Origin of the sequence: Loktanella agnita, assembly GCF_046640325.1 — a bacterium.
Lineage (GTDB): Bacteria > Pseudomonadota > Alphaproteobacteria > Rhodobacterales > Rhodobacteraceae > Yoonia > Yoonia agnita.
Map to the genome: position 1 here is coordinate 235,771 of NZ_JBJMBF010000004.1, position 15,266 is coordinate 251,036.

The 15,266-nt window shown below is 58.4% G+C and carries 12 protein-coding genes and 1 pseudogene; 7 read left to right on the forward strand and 6 right to left on the reverse strand.

Features of this window, described 5'->3' with window-relative positions; all coding sequences use genetic code 11:
• Nucleotides 1-51 precede the first annotated feature (51 nt).
• Nucleotides 52-501 carry a hypothetical protein gene (locus tag ACJ5NV_RS06330; RefSeq protein ID WP_411642787.1) on the forward strand — a complete coding sequence of 150 codons (450 nt, stop codon included), beginning with the start codon at nucleotides 52-54 and terminating at the stop codon, nucleotides 499-501.
• Between the two features lie 133 nt (nucleotides 502-634).
• Here ACJ5NV_RS06330 and ACJ5NV_RS06335 read toward each other — a convergent pair whose 3' ends face one another.
• The 3 genes from ACJ5NV_RS06335 to ACJ5NV_RS06345 form a co-directional block, all read right to left on the reverse strand.
• Complete coding sequence (locus tag ACJ5NV_RS06335) at nucleotides 635-1,753, reverse strand: beta-ketoacyl-ACP synthase III (protein ID WP_411642788.1); 1,119 nt, start codon at nucleotides 1,751-1,753, stop codon at nucleotides 635-637.
• A gap of 183 nt (nucleotides 1,754-1,936) precedes the next feature.
• On the reverse strand, nucleotides 1,937-5,299 hold the full coding sequence (gene carB / locus ACJ5NV_RS06340; protein WP_411642789.1) for a carbamoyl-phosphate synthase large subunit: 3,363 nt from the start codon (nucleotides 5,297-5,299) through the stop codon (nucleotides 1,937-1,939).
• Between the two features lie 234 nt (nucleotides 5,300-5,533).
• Nucleotides 5,534-6,130 (reverse strand): SDR family oxidoreductase, encoded by a 597-nt coding sequence (locus ACJ5NV_RS06345; RefSeq protein ID WP_411642790.1) that lies wholly within the window; start codon nucleotides 6,128-6,130, stop codon nucleotides 5,534-5,536.
• Nucleotides 6,131-6,367: 237 nt separating this feature from the next.
• Here ACJ5NV_RS06345 and aspS point away from each other — a divergent pair, with 237 nt between their 5' ends.
• Together aspS and ACJ5NV_RS06355 are read left to right on the forward strand one after the other, a co-directional pair.
• Entirely contained in the window at nucleotides 6,368-8,152 is a 1,785-nt protein-coding gene (aspS, locus tag ACJ5NV_RS06350) for an aspartate--tRNA ligase (RefSeq protein ID WP_411642791.1), read from the forward strand.
• Entirely contained in the window at nucleotides 8,149-8,631 is a 483-nt protein-coding gene (locus tag ACJ5NV_RS06355; protein ID WP_411642833.1) for a DUF1993 family protein, read from the forward strand. Before aspS ends, ACJ5NV_RS06355 begins: the two co-directional genes overlap by 4 nt.
• A gap of 13 nt (nucleotides 8,632-8,644) precedes the next feature.
• Here ACJ5NV_RS06355 and ACJ5NV_RS06360 read toward each other — a convergent pair whose 3' ends face one another.
• Complete coding sequence (locus ACJ5NV_RS06360) at nucleotides 8,645-9,361, reverse strand: response regulator (protein WP_411642792.1); 717 nt, start codon at nucleotides 9,359-9,361, stop codon at nucleotides 8,645-8,647.
• Between the two features lie 131 nt (nucleotides 9,362-9,492).
• On the opposite strand from ACJ5NV_RS06360, the gene mce reads away from it, so the two are divergent.
• Together mce and ACJ5NV_RS06370 are read left to right on the forward strand one after the other, a co-directional pair.
• Nucleotides 9,493-9,897 (forward strand): methylmalonyl-CoA epimerase, encoded by a 405-nt coding sequence (gene mce, locus ACJ5NV_RS06365; RefSeq protein WP_411642793.1) that lies wholly within the window; start codon nucleotides 9,493-9,495, stop codon nucleotides 9,895-9,897.
• A 112-nt stretch (nucleotides 9,898-10,009) separates the two neighbouring features.
• Nucleotides 10,010-10,297 (forward strand): DUF1467 family protein, encoded by a 288-nt coding sequence (locus ACJ5NV_RS06370; protein ID WP_411642794.1) that lies wholly within the window; start codon nucleotides 10,010-10,012, stop codon nucleotides 10,295-10,297.
• Between the two features lie 20 nt (nucleotides 10,298-10,317).
• Here the strand turns inward: ACJ5NV_RS06370 and ACJ5NV_RS06375 are convergent, their stop codons facing one another.
• Both ACJ5NV_RS06375 and ACJ5NV_RS06380 read right to left on the reverse strand, forming a co-directional pair.
• Nucleotides 10,318-11,010: an EI24 domain-containing protein gene (locus ACJ5NV_RS06375; RefSeq protein WP_411642795.1), complete on the reverse strand. Its 693-nt coding sequence runs from the start codon at nucleotides 11,008-11,010 to the stop codon at nucleotides 10,318-10,320.
• Entirely contained in the window at nucleotides 11,007-11,585 is a 579-nt protein-coding gene (locus tag ACJ5NV_RS06380) for a nitroreductase family protein (protein ID WP_411642796.1), read from the reverse strand. Before ACJ5NV_RS06380 ends, ACJ5NV_RS06375 begins: the two co-directional genes overlap by 4 nt.
• A gap of 101 nt (nucleotides 11,586-11,686) precedes the next feature.
• Between ACJ5NV_RS06380 and ACJ5NV_RS06385 the strand changes: the two are divergent.
• Both ACJ5NV_RS06385 and ACJ5NV_RS06390 read left to right on the forward strand, forming a co-directional pair.
• Nucleotides 11,687-12,244: pseudogene (locus ACJ5NV_RS06385) on the forward strand (NAD(P)(+) transhydrogenase (Re/Si-specific) subunit beta); the annotation flags it as partial.
• A 653-nt stretch (nucleotides 12,245-12,897) separates the two neighbouring features.
• Complete coding sequence (locus tag ACJ5NV_RS06390; protein WP_411642797.1) at nucleotides 12,898-15,237, forward strand: hypothetical protein; 2,340 nt, start codon at nucleotides 12,898-12,900, stop codon at nucleotides 15,235-15,237.
• The last annotated feature ends 29 nt before the right edge of the window (nucleotides 15,238-15,266 follow it).

Genomic DNA, 15,266 nt, shown 5'->3' on the forward strand with positions numbered 1-15,266 from the left:
AATGAAATTGGCCCCGCCGTTCTGACGCGGGCGCGACGGGGAAAGAATACGATGACAGCGCATAACCGCTATCTGAAACGTCACACAGAGGCGCTGGTCAAGGATGTGGGCATCGAGGCCGCCTGCACGCTGGCCGGTAAATCCAAGGCGACGCTGGGCCGCTATTATTCTGAGGCAGAGGATCATGCGGATCGGTTCATGCCAGTCAATACGGTGGCCGCGCTGGAAGCGGCGGCGAGCTATCCGCATGTGACCAGCGCGCTAGCTGATCTGCGGGGCATCACCCTGTCCCATGATACGACCCCGCAGAACCGTGAAGGCGGGGTGAATGCCGAAGTCATCCGCCTGAGCCAGCGCTTTGCCTTGCTAATGGCCGAATATACCCGCGCGATTGAAGATGGTGTGATTTCGGTGAATGAAACCAAGCGCCTGTTGCAGGAAACGACGGCCCTGCAAAAGGTGTTGATTGATATGAAGATGCACCTCGAAGCCCACGACTGATAGGCGCGAGATGTACAATTTGGACCGTGAGGCGGTCGCTTTGGGGCGTCAGATGTCAGACCAGCGGGACAAAGGGCACATCACAGGCGGTTACAAGAAGAAAGATCAGGGGAAGCGCGTATTTCATGTGGTATCAGCCTTTTTCGACAATTACGGAGCCGACAGAGTAGCCCGCGCCGAAAGAGCAGATCAATCCCCGCGCGCCAGAGGCCATGTCACTGTTGTATTTCGAAAAAGCGATGATCGACCCGGCAGAGGATGTGTTCGCGTAATCCTGCAGGATATTGGGCTGCTCACCCGGTTCTGGTGCGCGGCCGAGCACCTTTTTCCCGATATAATCATTCATGGATTTATTTGCCTGATGCAGCCAGAGCCGGCGTAAGTCGTCTGCCGCCACCCCGGTATCGGTCAGGTGATCCGCGATATGGGCGCTGACCAGTGGCAGCACCTCTTTGAACACTTTGCGCCCGTTTTGCATGAACTGCATGTCGCGCCGGTCTTCCATTTGGTCATGGGTACGGCGCAGGTAGCCGTTATTGTTGCGGATGTTGTTGCTGAACTGCGTCGCGCAGCGGGTGGAAAGCACCTTGAAGTGGTCGCCTTCAAGCCCCTCATCCCGTTCGAGGAACACAGCCGTTGCCACATCGCCAAAGATGAAATGGCAATCCCGGTCGCGCCATTCCAAATGGGCCGAGCAGATTTCAGGGCTGACCACCAAGGCGGTGCGGACAGAGCCGGAGCGGATCATATCCGCAGCCGCCTGAATGCCGAATGTGGCGCTGGAACAGGCGACATTCATGTCAAAGGCGAATCCACCGGCACCCAGAAGCTGTTGAATTTCCACGCCGACGGCCGGATAGGCCCGTTCCATGTTGGAGGCCGCGCAGATGATCAGATCAACATCTTCCGCAGCGCGCCCCGCAACTGACAGCGCCTTTTGTGCGGCGTCGAGCCCGATTTCGGCCATATAACCCGGTTCGTCATCCGTGCGTCCGGGCAGACGGGGATACATGCGAGAGGGGTCAAGAACCCCTTCTTTGTCAAGCACATAGCGGTTTTCAATGCCGGAGGCCGCGGTGATGAAATCGCTGGAGGAATGGGCCTTTGGGCTGATCAACCCTGCCTCAATCTCTTCGGCGTTTTCGGCGTTCCACAGATCGACGTAGCGGTTGAACGCGGCCACGAGTTCATCATTGGTGATGCGTTCGGCGGGGGTAAACACTCCGGTACCGGTGATGGCTACGTCATGCATGTCTTTTTCGTCTCCTGTCTTACTATGGCGCGTGGTCACCGAATGTCCACAGCCCAAAGGTGCAAGCAAGGGTGACCTTAGGAAAGGGTAGTGGTTTCGGCGGCTAAAGGTGAGTAATGCCCGGTATCGCCCTCCGCATGCGGAGGGCGATACAATTGTATAATAATATGGTTTTTGTGTGGTTTAGCCCTGCAACGCCCGCACGCCGACATCGCCCTCTTCCCGTGTTTGCATCGCCATGACGGCGGCATGGGCGGCGGCGGCTGTGGTGAAGTAGGGGATTTTGTCGTAGAGCGCGACGGCGCGGATTTCGCGGCTGTCTTCAACGGCTTGCGCACCTTCGGTTGTGTTGAAAACCAGCGCGATATGCCCGTCTTTGAGCCGATCAACGATGGTCAGCCCACCTTCGTAGACTTTATTAACCACTTCGCAAGCAAGATCATTTTCACTGAGCCATGCGGCGGTGCCGCGCGTGGCTGCGATTGTAAAACCAAGCGATAGGAGGGTTCTGGAAGCATCCAACATATCCGCCGTTTTATCGGCATCCCGAATGGAAACGAACACGGTCCCCGCATCGGGGAGTATCGTACCTGCGCCCATCTGCGCCTTGAGAAACGCGCGGGGGAAGGACCGGTCCCAGCCCATGACCTCACCGGTTGAGCGCATCTCTGGTCCGAGGATCGTGTCAACGCCGGGGAAGCGGGCGAAGGGCAAAACGGCCTCTTTCACGCTGAACCACGGGGTTTTGGGATCGGCGAGGGTGAAGGCGTCGCCCAGCGGCAGCACATCCATCGGGTTATCCGCAGGCGGGTAGGGGTCCCGCAGCGGGAAGTTGGACAACGGTTCCCCTGCCATCAGCCGCGCGGCGATGGATGCGATGGCGCTGTCGGTCGCCTTGGCCACAAAGGGGACGGTTCGGCTGGCGCGGGGGTTCACCTCAATCAGGTAGACGGTTTCGTCTTTGACCGCGAATTGCACGTTCATCAGGCCGATGACGTTGAGCGCCAGCGCGAGCTTTTCAGTCTGCGCGCGGATTTCAGTAATCATCGCGTCCGAGAGCGAATAGGGCGGCAGGGAGCAAGCGCTGTCGCCGGAATGCACGCCGGCCTCTTCGATGTGTTGCATGATGCCGGCTACATGGGTGGCCTTGCCGTCGGAAAGGCAATCTACGTCCACCTCGACCGCGCCGGAAAGGTAGCTGTCGAGCAGCACGGGGGATGTGCCAGAGACAACCACGGCCTCGTTGATATAGCGTTCCAGCTGGGCCTGATCGCGCACGATTTCCATCGCCCGCCCGCCCAGCACGTAGGAGGGGCGGATCACCAGCGGGAAGCCGATTTTAGCGGCGATGTCAAAGGCCTGCTGATCGGTTGATGCGATACCGTTGGTTGGCTGTTTCAGCCCCAGCCGGTTCACGAGGTCCTGAAAACGTTCGCGGTCTTCGGCGAGGTCGATTGCATCGGGGGACGTGCCGAGGATCGGAATGCCTGCTTCGTTCAGGGCATTGGCGAGTTTCAGCGGTGTCTGGCCCCCGAACTGCACGATAACCCCGTGCAGCGTGCCGTTATCTTGTTCGACCCGCAGGATTTCCATCACATGTTCGAATGTCAGCGGTTCGAAGTATAGCCGGTCGGAGGTATCATAATCTGTGCTGACCGTTTCGGGGTTGCAGTTGATCATGATGGTTTCAAACCCCTGATCGGTCAGGGCGAAACAGGCGTGGCAGCAGCAATAATCGAATTCGATCCCCTGACCGATCCGGTTGGGACCACCGCCGAGGATGACGACTTTTTTGCGGTCCGAGGGCCGCGCTTCGCATTCCGCATCGCCCATCACCGGCTGTTCATAGGTGGAATACATGTAAGGCGTCTGCGCCTCGAATTCCGCGGCACAGGTGTCAATCCGTTTGAAAATGGCATTGACGCCGAGGTTTTGGCGCGCGCGGCGCACGTTGTCTTCGTCCCGCCCGGTCAGCTTGGCCAGCCTTGCATCGGTGAAGCCCATCATTTTGACCGCGCGCAGCCCGTCTTCGGTGACTGGCAGGCCGTTAATGGAAATTTCGACCTCTTTCTGGATGATTTCGCGAATCCGGTCGAGGAACCAAGGGTCGAATTTTGTGACAACCTGAATGTCATCATTGGACAGCCCAAGCCGCATCGCCTGCGCGATCACGCGAATTCGGTCTGGGGTCTGGCGGGCCAGCGCTTTGGTGATGGCGGCGCGGTTGGCGTCCGAGGGTTCGGTTGCGCCTGACCCGGCCTGTACGCCGGGGATATCAATTTCGTCGAACCCGGTCAGCCCGGTTTCCATTGATGTCAGCGCCTTTTGCAGGGATTCGTGGATCGTGCGACCGATGGCCATCACCTCGCCCACGGATTTCATTGCGGTGGTCAATTCCGGCTGCGCACCGGGGAATTTTTCGAAGGCGAAGCGCGGAATTTTGGTGACGACGTAGTCAATTGTCGGCTCGAAGCTGGCCGGGGTCACGCCGGTGATGTCATTGTCGAGCTCGTCCAGCGTGTAGCCGACAGCCAGTTTGGCCGCGATTTTGGCAATCGGGAAGCCGGTCGCCTTGGAGGCCAGCGCCGAGGAACGGGAGACGCGGGGGTTCATTTCGATCACGACCATGCGCCCGTCGTCCGGGTTGACCGCCCATTGTACGTTTGATCCGCCGGTTTCGACGCCGATTTCGCGCAGCACGTTGATGCTGTGTGTGCGCATGATCTGGTATTCTTTGTCGGTCAGGGTCAGGGCCGGGGCGACGGTGATACTGTCGCCGGTGTGCACGCCCATCGGGTCGACGTTTTCAATGGCACAGACGATGATCGCGTTGTCGGCCTTGTCCCGGACGACTTCCATCTCGAACTCTTTCCAGCCGAGCAGTGATTCATCGACAAGGATTTGCCCCACGGGCGAGGCATCCATGCCGGTCCGGCAGTAATGTTCGTATTCTGCGCGGTTATAGGCCACACCACCGCCGGTGCCACCGAGGGTAAAGGCGGGCCGGATGATCGCGGGCAGGCCGATATCTTCCAATGCCTCGAGCGCGATAGCAACGCCTGCGTTCAGGTCCGATTTGCCATTATTCTTGGGCGCGGTGACGATTGTGGCTTTGGGGTTTTCAATGCCCAGCCGGTCCATCGCTTCGCGAAACAGCTTGCGGTCTTCGGCCATTTCGATGGCTTCGCGCTTGGCGCCGATCATCTCGACCCCGAATTTTTCCAGCACGCCCATGTCGGCCAGCGCCAGCGAGGTGTTCAGCCCGGTCTGCCCGCCCATCGTGGGCAGCAGCGCATCGGGCCGTTCTTTTTCGATGATTTTGGCGACCACTTCGGGGGTGATTGGTTCGATATAAGTGGCGTCTGCTAGTCCCGGATCAGTCATGATTGTGGCCGGGTTGGAGTTGACGAGGATGACCCGGTAGCCTTCTTCGCGCAGGGCCTTGCAGGCCTGGGCGCCGGAATAGTCGAATTCGCAGGCTTGCCCGATGATGATGGGCCCGGCGCCGATGATCATGATGGACTTGATGTCGGTACGTCTGGGCATGGATGACCTCTTGGCTGGGCAGCAGGGGGCAAGAGGGTCAGTGACTCGCCACTAACCCGCAAATTGTCGTGGGTTATAGACGGGGGGCGGGCGGGTTCAACCCCTATAAAGATGCATTTTTCACCAGCGGCGGGGATGCTTGCGACTGTTGCGTGACGCGACAGCGTGATCGCATAAGAAAGCCCCCGCTCAGCGGCGTGAACGGGGGCATTGGGTGGCGTCAGAACCTTTGGATCAGAGCGATTGCATCAGTTTGGTTTGCCCTGACCATTCGGGGTTGGTCACCGCGTCGGCCAGAAGATTGGCAACATCGCCGCGGGCGGCCCCGCCGTCAGTATCCACGTCGTCGCCAAGACGCACTTGCATTCGCCCGTCGTCATCGGTCAGCGCGACCGGGCGCAGGATGGCGTAATCAAGGCCGGATGCCTTGAGGTGTTCATCGGCATCATGTTTGGCTTTGAGGTAATGCTCCATCTCGCCGGTGCCTTCGGGCGCGCCTGCGCCGACGCTGGACAGCATAACGAAGCGCGAGACGCCTGCTTTCTTGGATAAGTCTGTCAGGTTTATCGCGCCGTCGCGATCCACCTGATCGGTGACCTCTGGTCCAGTCTTGCTACCCGAACCGGCCGCGAAGATCACGGCGTGCATCCCTTCGGCGACGTCTTGCGGCAGGTCCGTCAGGTCGCCTGTTCTTGTTTCCACGCCTTCAGGCAGATGGCTTGTATCGGACCCTTCGCGGATCAGTGCGACGGGGCTGTGATTGCGGTCTTGCAGTGCGCGGATGACGCGGCGACCGGTTTTGCCGGTCGCGCCGGCGACGAGAATACGCATGGTTTGCTCCTTTATTTTTCCTTGGGGCGATTGCCCCGCTCTGCCCAACCAACCGTTGCTTGGGCTTTGCGTTCCCCGGGCACTGGTCACAAAAACTCGACCAATTTGCGGTTGTTTTGGCGGGCGACCACCCCTATTGCGCCGCGCGTTTGGTAAGTCGCGGCTTGACTTCCCCGCCGCAGACAGGTGTATCCCCGCCTGAACCCGTTATTCCGGTCTTTGACGAAGGATCCCGACATGCATGCCTATCGCAGCCACACTTGTGCCGAACTGACCGCCGCTGACGTCGGCCAGACTGTCCGTTTGTCGGGGTGGGTCAATCGCGTGCGCGATCACGGGGGCATCCTGTTTATCGACCTGCGCGATCACTATGGCATCACGCAGGTGCTGTGCGATCCGGACTCGGCCGCCTTTGCTGACGTTGAAAAAGTGCGGTCGGAATGGTGTGTCCGCATTGATGGCGAGGTGAAGGCCCGCGATCCCGAGCTGGTGAACGCCAAGCTGCCGACCGGCGAGGTTGAAGTGTTCATTCGCGAGATCGAAGTGCTGGGCGCTGCCAAAGAACTGCCGCTGATGGTGTTTGGCGATCAGGAATATCCTGAGGAAACTCGCCTGAAATACCGCTATCTGGATCTGCGCCGTGAGGCGATGCAGGAAAACATGAAGCTGCGGTCCGATGTTGTGGCGTCCATGCGCAAGCGCATGTGGGACAAAGCCTTTCGCGAATATCAGACGCCGATTATCACGGCGTCCAGCCCCGAAGGTGCGCGCGATTTCCTCGTGCCGTCTCGCCTGCATCCGGGAAAGTTCTATGCGCTGCCGCAGGCCCCGCAGCAGTTCAAGCAGCTGATCATGGTTAGCGGATACGATAAGTATTTCCAGATCGCGCCTTGTTTCCGCGATGAAGACCCGCGTGCGGATCGTTCGCCTACGGATTTCTATCAGCTCGATCTGGAGATGTCGTTCGTTGAGCAGCAGGATGTGTTTGACACGATTGCCCCTGTTCTGGCCGGTGTGTTTGAAGAGTTTGCCGGTGGCCGCAAGGTCGACGCGCCGGACGCGTGGCCGCAGATTTCTTATCGTGATGCGGCCCTGTGGTATGGCACCGACAAGCCTGACCTGCGGAACCCGATTAAAATGCAAGTGGTCTCTGACCATTTCCGCGATTCCGGCTTTGCGATTTTCGCAAAGCTTTTGGAGCAGGACGGCACGGAAATCCGCGCCATTCCGGCGCCCGGTGGTGGTTCGCGCAAATTCTGCGACCGTATGAACGCCTTCGCGCAGAAAGAGGGTTTGCCCGGAATGGGCTATATCTTCTGGCGCGATCAGGGTGCGGGGTTAGAGGCTGCGGGACCGTTGGCCAAGAATATTGGGCCGGAACGCACCGAGGCGATCCGCCAGCAGCTAGGACTTGGCCTTGGTGATGCGGCGTTTTTCCTTGGCGGTAAGCCCAAGACATTCGAAGGCGTAGCGGGCAAGGCCCGTACTGTGATCGGTGATGAACTGGGCCTGACCGATAAGGACCGTTTTGCCTTTGCATGGATCGTGGATTTCCCGATCTATGAAAAGGACGCAGAAACCGGCAAGATTGATTTTGAACATAACCCGTTTTCCATGCCGCAGGGCGGGATGGATGCGCTGAACGGCGATCCACTGGATGTGCTGGGCTATCAATATGATCTGGCCTGCAACGGCTATGAGCTGGTGTCGGGCGCGATCCGGAACCATAAGCCCGAGATCATGTTCAAGGCGTTTGAACTGGCCGGTTATGGCAAGGATGAGGTCGAAAAGCGTTTTGGCGGTATGGTCAACGCGTTCCAATATGGCGCGCCGCCGCACGGGGGCTGTGCTGCCGGGATCGACCGGATTGTGATGCTGCTGGCAGATGAGGCGAATATCCGCGAAGTCATCATGTTCCCGATGAACCAGCGCGCCGAAGATCTGATGATGGACGCGCCGAGCGAGCCATTGAATGAGCAGTTGCGCGAGCTGCGCCTGCGGGTCCTGCCGCCCGAAAGCTGACGTATGATCAGTCAGTCCCCGTTGCGCTACAGGCGTTGGATCGGGCGCTGGCGCTGTTAGATCACGCCACGCCCGCCATGTTGTCAACGCAGTTGCGGGCGGGCATACTGGACTGTGCAGCACAGTTTCATACGGTTGCCGGTTTTGCCTTGCGCGCGAGCTTTCCCCTGACAGGCAAGACCTCCCCTAACCTGCCGGAAGGTGACCCGCGCCACGCGCTGGAGGCCGCACGCGATGCGCTGTTGTCCCTGACCGAGGCTGATTTTACCGATGCGCAGACCAAGAGCATTGCGCATCGTGCCGGATTTGCTGATCTGGATCAGTCAGCGCAGGAGTATTTGCAGCATTTTGCACTGCCAAACCTGTGGTTTCACTTGTGCATGGCTTTCGCCATCATGCGTCAGCAAGGGGCCGATATTGGCAAGGCGGATTTCGACAGGCTGCATGCATATCCACCCGGATTTTCCTGGGTGGATTAGCAGCCCGCCAGTGTTAGAGCAGCCCGCCTGCCGCGATCCGCATCTGCACCATTTCCGATAGCGCAGCCATTTCTGGCTTTATACTTGCGCCGGTCGTCCGCCGGTTCGCAAGCCGCGTGACCGCCTGATCAAGATCGTGATCATGGGCAGAGCGGGCCACACCGCCGAGGAACTGGGTGACATAGTCAATCTCGTCCCCCGATACGCTGTTTTCCAACACCTGCGAGATGTGGGCCAGATCATCCTGATAGGCGATCGGGTCGGGGCTGATGTCTTCTTCGGTAACGGGGCGCGGGCCGGCCGGTTGCCGCTCGGCGGGCAGGTGGCGCAGGATCGCGGATTGAAATGCGCTAAGGTTTTGGATCGGCTTTGCGATAAAGCCGTCTGCGCCTGCGGCCATGACATCAGGCTCTACCGCCGTGTCGCCGCTAATACCAAGGATCACCTCGATCCGCGGGGATAGTCCGGTCAACGTGCCAATCAGATCGAGCCCTGACCCGTCAGGCAGCCCCACATCAACCAAGATCACCGAGGGGCGATAGACACTTAGATGCCGTCGCGCATGTTCAAGGCTGTCAGCCCGTCTGATCCGCGCGCCAGAGCGCATGCAAAGCAGGCGCATCGCCTCGCAGGCAAAACGGCTATCTTCCACGACGAGCAGTGTTAACCCTAGCAGGGGTCTGTGCGCGGTCGGTGCGCGCGACATCATTAGTTCGTTCAGCGAGTCCATGGCAAGTTATCCCCGGTTGGTGGCAGTTGCTGTTGATCAAAGCACGACAAGGTGAACAGCTTCTTAATCGTTGTCGCCGTTGCATCTTTGGCCACGCGTGCTCATTCTGCCAAAAAAAAGGGGAGAGAAAGATGATCGGACGATTAAACCATGTGGCCATTGCCGTGCCTGATCTGGACGCCGCCAGCGCGCAGTATCGCACTATGCTGGGGGCTGATGTCGGGGCGCCGCAGGATGAGCCGGATCACGGGGTGACGGTGGTCTTCATCACACTGCCCAATACCAAGATCGAACTGCTTTATCCTTTGGGCGATGCCTCACCCATTCAGGGATTTCTGGACAAAAACCCGTCGGGCGGCATTCATCATATCTGCTATGAGGTGGATGATATTTTGGCGGCCCGTGACCATCTGCTGGCCGAAGGCGCGCGGGTGTTGGGCGGCGGTGAGCCCAAGATCGGCGCCCATGGCAAACCGGTGCTGTTCCTGCATCCCAAGGATTTCAACGGCTGTCTGATCGAGTTGGAACAGGTCTAGCGCCGCAAGGTCACCCTTTGCAGATGCCGCGTGAACGGGGCGCATTGTCGCGCGTACTTGTCAGCCCCGGCGGCAGGCGTATGTAGGGGCTATCGCATCGAAAGGAAATCTTATGGGTCCTGTATCCGCTCTCGTTCTGCTTGCCGTGATCTGGTCCATGGTGTTTTTCATCGTTCTGCCGCTGCGCCTGACGACCCAAGGCGACACGGGGGAGGTGGTGCCGGGCACACATGCGTCGGCCCCGGCTGATTTCAACCTCAGGAAAAAAGCCAAGATCACGACACTATGGGCTGTCCCGATCTGGGTAGTGATTGCCGGGGTGATCCTGTCAGGGATGTTGTCGGTGCGCGACCTTGACTGGTTTCACCGGATGGCAACGCCAGAGGTGAGCGCGGACTGACCATAAGCGGTTTCGGGGGATTACCCTCGCGCGCTGAGCCGATGATATAGGTGGGTAAATGTTGCCGCCCCCAGAATTGGAATGAACAGATTGAGCAATGGAAAGGACAGCGGCAGCGCCATGAGGCAGCCCGCCGCCCAGACCGTGCCTTTATGCTGTTTCCAGCGTGCACGCGCGCCTGCGCGCCCTTCGCGCCTTGATGCGGCCAGTTGAAAATATTCCCGCCCGAGCAGATAGCCGTTCAGCCCGTAGAATATAAACGGCGCGGCGAAGGGGAAGATCAGATAGAGGATCAGCGCCGCGATATTGGCCCCCATCAGAACGCCAAGAAAGTTCACGGTGTCGCGGAACCCATCTGCGAAGCTGGTCGACGGGACAGGGGGCAGGGCGGGATAATGCTTGTCCTCAACCGCGTCTGCGACCTCATCCAGAAAGAGCGATGTGATGGCAGAGGCGACAGGGATCATCAGAAAGACCGACAGCAGGATCATCAACCCAAGTGACCCCCAACTGAGCAGATCGCCGATCCATGTGACCTCGCCCACGCCGGGCAGGCTGATCTGATCGGCGGTGAGCCAATCAATCAGCCACAGTAGGGCTGCATAGACGCCGACCAGCAGCGCAATGGTCAGCCCGATCCCGCGCCAAAGCACGGAGCGGAAGCGCGGGTCGGGCAGTTGTGCCAGCGCCTTGGCGAAATCGGACAGGATCATGTGTCGATCCAGGTGGTGATGCTGGCCAGATCGGGGCGGGGGCGTTCGGGCGGGGCGCAGGTTTCGGTGCCTAGATGGATCAGCCCGGCGACGGTTTCATGGTCTGCCAGCCCCAGCCCGTCACGGATAAACCCCCGGTCATGACTGGGCCAGCCGGACAGCCAGTTCGCCCCCCAGCCTGCGGCGAGGGCTGCGTTCAGCAGCGCAAGACAGACCGCGCCTGCGGAGTAGACCTGTTCGATTTCGGGGATTTTCTCGGATGGTTTCGGACTGCTGATCACTGCGACGGCCAGATCGGCATTGGCATATTCAGCCTGCGATTTTGTGATCTTGTCCGGGGCGATGTCCAATGCCGCGCCCCGCGCGGCCACGAGGGTGGCCAGTCGGGTCAGGGCCGGTTTTGCCAATACGACGAAGCGCCAGGGTTCCAGCTTGCCATGATCCGGGGTTCTCGCTGCTGCCGTTAATAGGATTTCCAACGTGGCCCGGTCGGGCACCGGCGCCGCAAGGGTCTTGGCCGGGCGCGACCGGCGGGTGAGCAGAAAATCAAGAGCAGCTTGGTTCGGAGCGGGCATCGGCAGGTCCTTCACTATGATCCCTGATAAATATGCAGAGACAGGGGTGGAGACAACGGGGGATGTGGAAGGGGTGTTGAGGGGGAAGGAAAGAGAAAATCGGCCCGGCGGGTGAACAGATGGCCGTGGAAGGTGAGCAGGTGGCGATTGATGCTGATGGTGTCGCGACGGCGCTGAATGAGGCGGATAGCGTTATTATTATCCCCGGATACGGGATGGCTGTGGCGCAGGCGCAATCGGCTGTGGCGGAGCTGACGCGCAAGTTGCGGGCGAAGGGCAAGACCGTGCGATTCGCGATCCATCCGGTTGCGGGGCGACTGCCGGGGCATATGAATGTGCTGCTGGCAGAGGCGAAGGTGCCTTATGATATTGTGATGGAAATGGATGAAATCAATGAAGATTTTCCGGATACGGATGTCGCCATTGTCATTGGGTCCAATGATATCGTGAACCCTGCCGCGCAGGATGATCCGAACAGCCCGATTGCGGGGATGCCGGTGCTGGAATGCTGGAAGGCCAAGCAGGTTTTCGTGTCCAAACGCGGGCAGGGGACGGGCTATTCGGGCATCGAGAACCCGTTGTTTTTCAAGGAAAATACACGGATGTTCTATGGGGATGCGAAGGCGTCGCTGGACGCGCTGCTGCCCAAGATCGACTGAGCGGCTCCTAACAAGGTCTGACCCCACCGCCCGCGCCGCCGCGCGGGCGGTTTTTTCTTGTTTTGCACGCGGGTTCTGAAAAGAGTGTTCTTTCAGTGCCTTGGTGGTGCTTTTCCGGTCGGACTGTTGTCGGACTTGCGTCGGACCCCAACGGGCTATGCCGCAGCGTTTTGTTAGGAAAGACACTGGGGCAGGCGGGTTAACACGCGGTGTGGCCCCCGGGCCGCCCCGGTGGCAGGTCGGTGTGTAGTGGGGGATATGAGGGGATTTTGGTCGGATTGGTGTCGGGCAAGGGCATCCGTGGTTCGCACGGGGGATATGTTGTGATCTCTATGCGATGTCGGTTGCAAAAATTGGGTATTATTGGCCAAAACCTACCGTTCAAGATGCTGCGGTCGCAGCGTGCCTTGCAGAGATTGGCAGTACTGCCGAAATTCTGACCCACTCGAACTCACACTCTGCGGACAATCCACAACGTCGCTTGCAACATTAAAAACAGGCGGCATAATCAAATACACAATCGGGCCAGAGATTCAAATATTCAAGCCGCTCTGACACCCAGCTTTATATGACGACAGACAAAATTTCACAGCCGAACCCCATGAAAGGTGTGGCTATTACAGTGACAAACAACGGATTGGAAGGCAAAGAAAATGGCGAATAGAGTATTAAATCCACTTTCGTTTTTCGCGGGCCTTGATGGCGCGCCGCTTGAAAACGGCAAAATATACATCGGTGATTACGGGCAAGACCCGGAAAGTAATCCGAAGGCCGTATTTTTTGACGCGAACTTGTCGTCACCTGCGGCGCAGCCCATTCGCACGATTTCAGGCTACCCGGCCAGCGGGTCAAGCGCGGCTGAAATATTTACGGATGGTCCATTTTCGATCACGGTGCGCACATCTGCCGATGAGTTGGTTTTCACGGCGCTTTCATACGATGCGGTTTCGCGCGGCATTGAACCATTCCCGGATACAGCGTATGGGGCAACCCAGCTTGCAGCCCTGCCAGATGGCACAATCGGTACACTTGCCGGTGTCGCCTATCTTGTTGACAGCACGGCGACCGGCGCGCTGAGCGCACGCAACTTTCAGGGCGTAAATGGCATTGTGCCTTACGGCACGCCCCGGCCGCAACACTTTGGCGGCACAGACGCTGACTCAGTTGAACGTTGCTTTGACTGGGTAGGTGCGCGCGGCGGCGGTGAAATATATTTCTCTATTGGCGAATATGACAGCCCATACCGCCCCCCAGAAGGTGAAGGCTACTTCGATGAACCGCCTGTAATGACGCATGACAACATTACCCTGATCTTCGAAAAGATGGGTGAGGTTAATGATGAAAACACCCCAACAGCTTTGGTGAATGGGTCAATCTGGAAAGGGTCATTGTTCTTTGCCGCTGACAACTTCAATTGGCAGAACCTTTGCATTGATGTTGGGGTTGATTGGTGCGCTGCCAACAACGGCGGCGAGGCGCAAGAGGGCCTTATTTCGATCAACCGCTATAATGCAGGGTACGCGGCATATCCTACCATTGGAGACGAGCCGCCACGCATCGGGGGCAAAAACCGGGGCGATGCGCTGATCCTTTGTAAGGGCACTGGACGTCGCCCCGGTTTTTGGGACCCCACCGACCCGGGCGATGTGTCAGATGTGCACGCAGCCTTGCTGGAAAATGACGATGGCGCAATCTGTCACGGTGTGTTCCGCACGATCCTCGGCGGTGCGGGGTGGGTGCTGAAATCATCCAATTGCGAATATGCAGCGGTTAAGGTCGAGCGGTGCTTTAAGTATGGTCAGGGCTTGCTAAAGTCTGAGAACTATTCGGCTGCCAATGACAACCGAGTACACTTTCTGCGTTCAGTGAACTTTGAGCATACCGCGCCTGTTGTAACGGATCGCACGCAATACCAACAAAATGCGGGGCGTCTTGAGGCGGCAACGGCGGACTGCACAGGCAATGTCATTTCAATTGATGGGTCTTTTGGTCTAATTAACGGCTGGGAGTTCTATGCCCTGTCTGGCTTTGCGTGCGAGAACAACACGCTTCACTGCCTTGGCCCCATCAATGAATGCTATAGCTATTGCATTCTGGGCAACGGCGTGGGCACGTCAAGCAACACTGTTTACAACGCGCGCGGGACTAACCCGCTGGCCGGAGCATATGCCTTAGATAGCCACCACATCCGCCTTATTGATGCTGAGTTCACTGATGCAAGGCAATATTCATTCCGCGCAAACGCTGGCGGATCTCTTGAATTGCTGAACCCACGTTCTGAGACGGATGGTTTTGGGCATTTACTGGCCAGGGGCGAAATAAACATAATCGGCGAAATACAAACGCTAGGAACGGCTGCGTTGGAGGCGGGCACCGGGACAATCACCGGAATTAACGAATCTGCGCTGTTGTTGTCTGATGGCCAGAATATAGTTATTGATGGCGACTGTGAATCAACCGATGGCTGGGACAACGTAAACGGTTCCACAATGCTTGAGATTGTCGCGGGCGGGCAGGTAGGTAATGCGCTTGAGATTACGCGCATAGGTGCCCCGCAAGGGTATTGTAGGCAGCGGCTTGCTGTGGATACAGGCAAGAAGTACAACGTTTCGATCTTCTTTAAGAACGGGACAGCCCCGTCTAGGCTGTTTCTCAGCAAGGCAACCTTTGCTGATGGGTACTACACCGGCGGCACGTTTGTTGCGCTCAACAATGCGTCTTGGACGCGCTACGAGACAACACTTGTTGCGGAAACTGAGGTCTTGTTTATCACACTCCAAGTTGGCGGCGTTGCACCGGGCGCTTGCATGATTGATGAGGTCGAAATCAAGGCGGTCCCGCTGACCGTTGGCGGTGACGTGCTGATTAAAGGCGGGGTGGCGGCAACGCTTTCTACTTACGCTAACAACGCAGCCGCTATTGCTGGTGGGCTGGTCGCGGGCGACTTCTACACCACAGGCGGCGATCCTGCTGAAGTGTGTGTGGTTACATGAGTATAATAACGCCAAGCGATAGGATTAAA

Coding starts and splice junctions, on each gene's coding strand:
- ACJ5NV_RS06330 (WP_411642787.1), top strand. CDS start 52: ATGACAGCGCATAACCGCTATCTGAAACGTCACACAGAGGCGCTGGTC.
- ACJ5NV_RS06335 (WP_411642788.1), bottom strand. CDS start 1,753: ATGCATGACGTAGCCATCACCGGTACCGGAGTGTTTACCCCCGCCGAA.
- carB (WP_411642789.1), bottom strand. CDS start 5,299: ATGCCCAGACGTACCGACATCAAGTCCATCATGATCATCGGCGCCGGG.
- ACJ5NV_RS06345 (WP_411642790.1), bottom strand. CDS start 6,130: ATGCGTATTCTCGTCGCCGGCGCGACCGGCAAAACCGGTCGCCGCGTC.
- aspS (WP_411642791.1), top strand. CDS start 6,368: ATGCATGCCTATCGCAGCCACACTTGTGCCGAACTGACCGCCGCTGAC.
- ACJ5NV_RS06360 (WP_411642792.1), bottom strand. CDS start 9,361: ATGGACTCGCTGAACGAACTAATGATGTCGCGCGCACCGACCGCGCAC.
- mce (WP_411642793.1), top strand. CDS start 9,493: ATGATCGGACGATTAAACCATGTGGCCATTGCCGTGCCTGATCTGGAC.
- ACJ5NV_RS06370 (WP_411642794.1), top strand. CDS start 10,010: ATGGGTCCTGTATCCGCTCTCGTTCTGCTTGCCGTGATCTGGTCCATG.
- ACJ5NV_RS06375 (WP_411642795.1), bottom strand. CDS start 11,010: ATGATCCTGTCCGATTTCGCCAAGGCGCTGGCACAACTGCCCGACCCG.
- ACJ5NV_RS06380 (WP_411642796.1), bottom strand. CDS start 11,585: ATGCCCGCTCCGAACCAAGCTGCTCTTGATTTTCTGCTCACCCGCCGG.
- ACJ5NV_RS06390 (WP_411642797.1), top strand. CDS start 12,898: ATGGCGAATAGAGTATTAAATCCACTTTCGTTTTTCGCGGGCCTTGAT.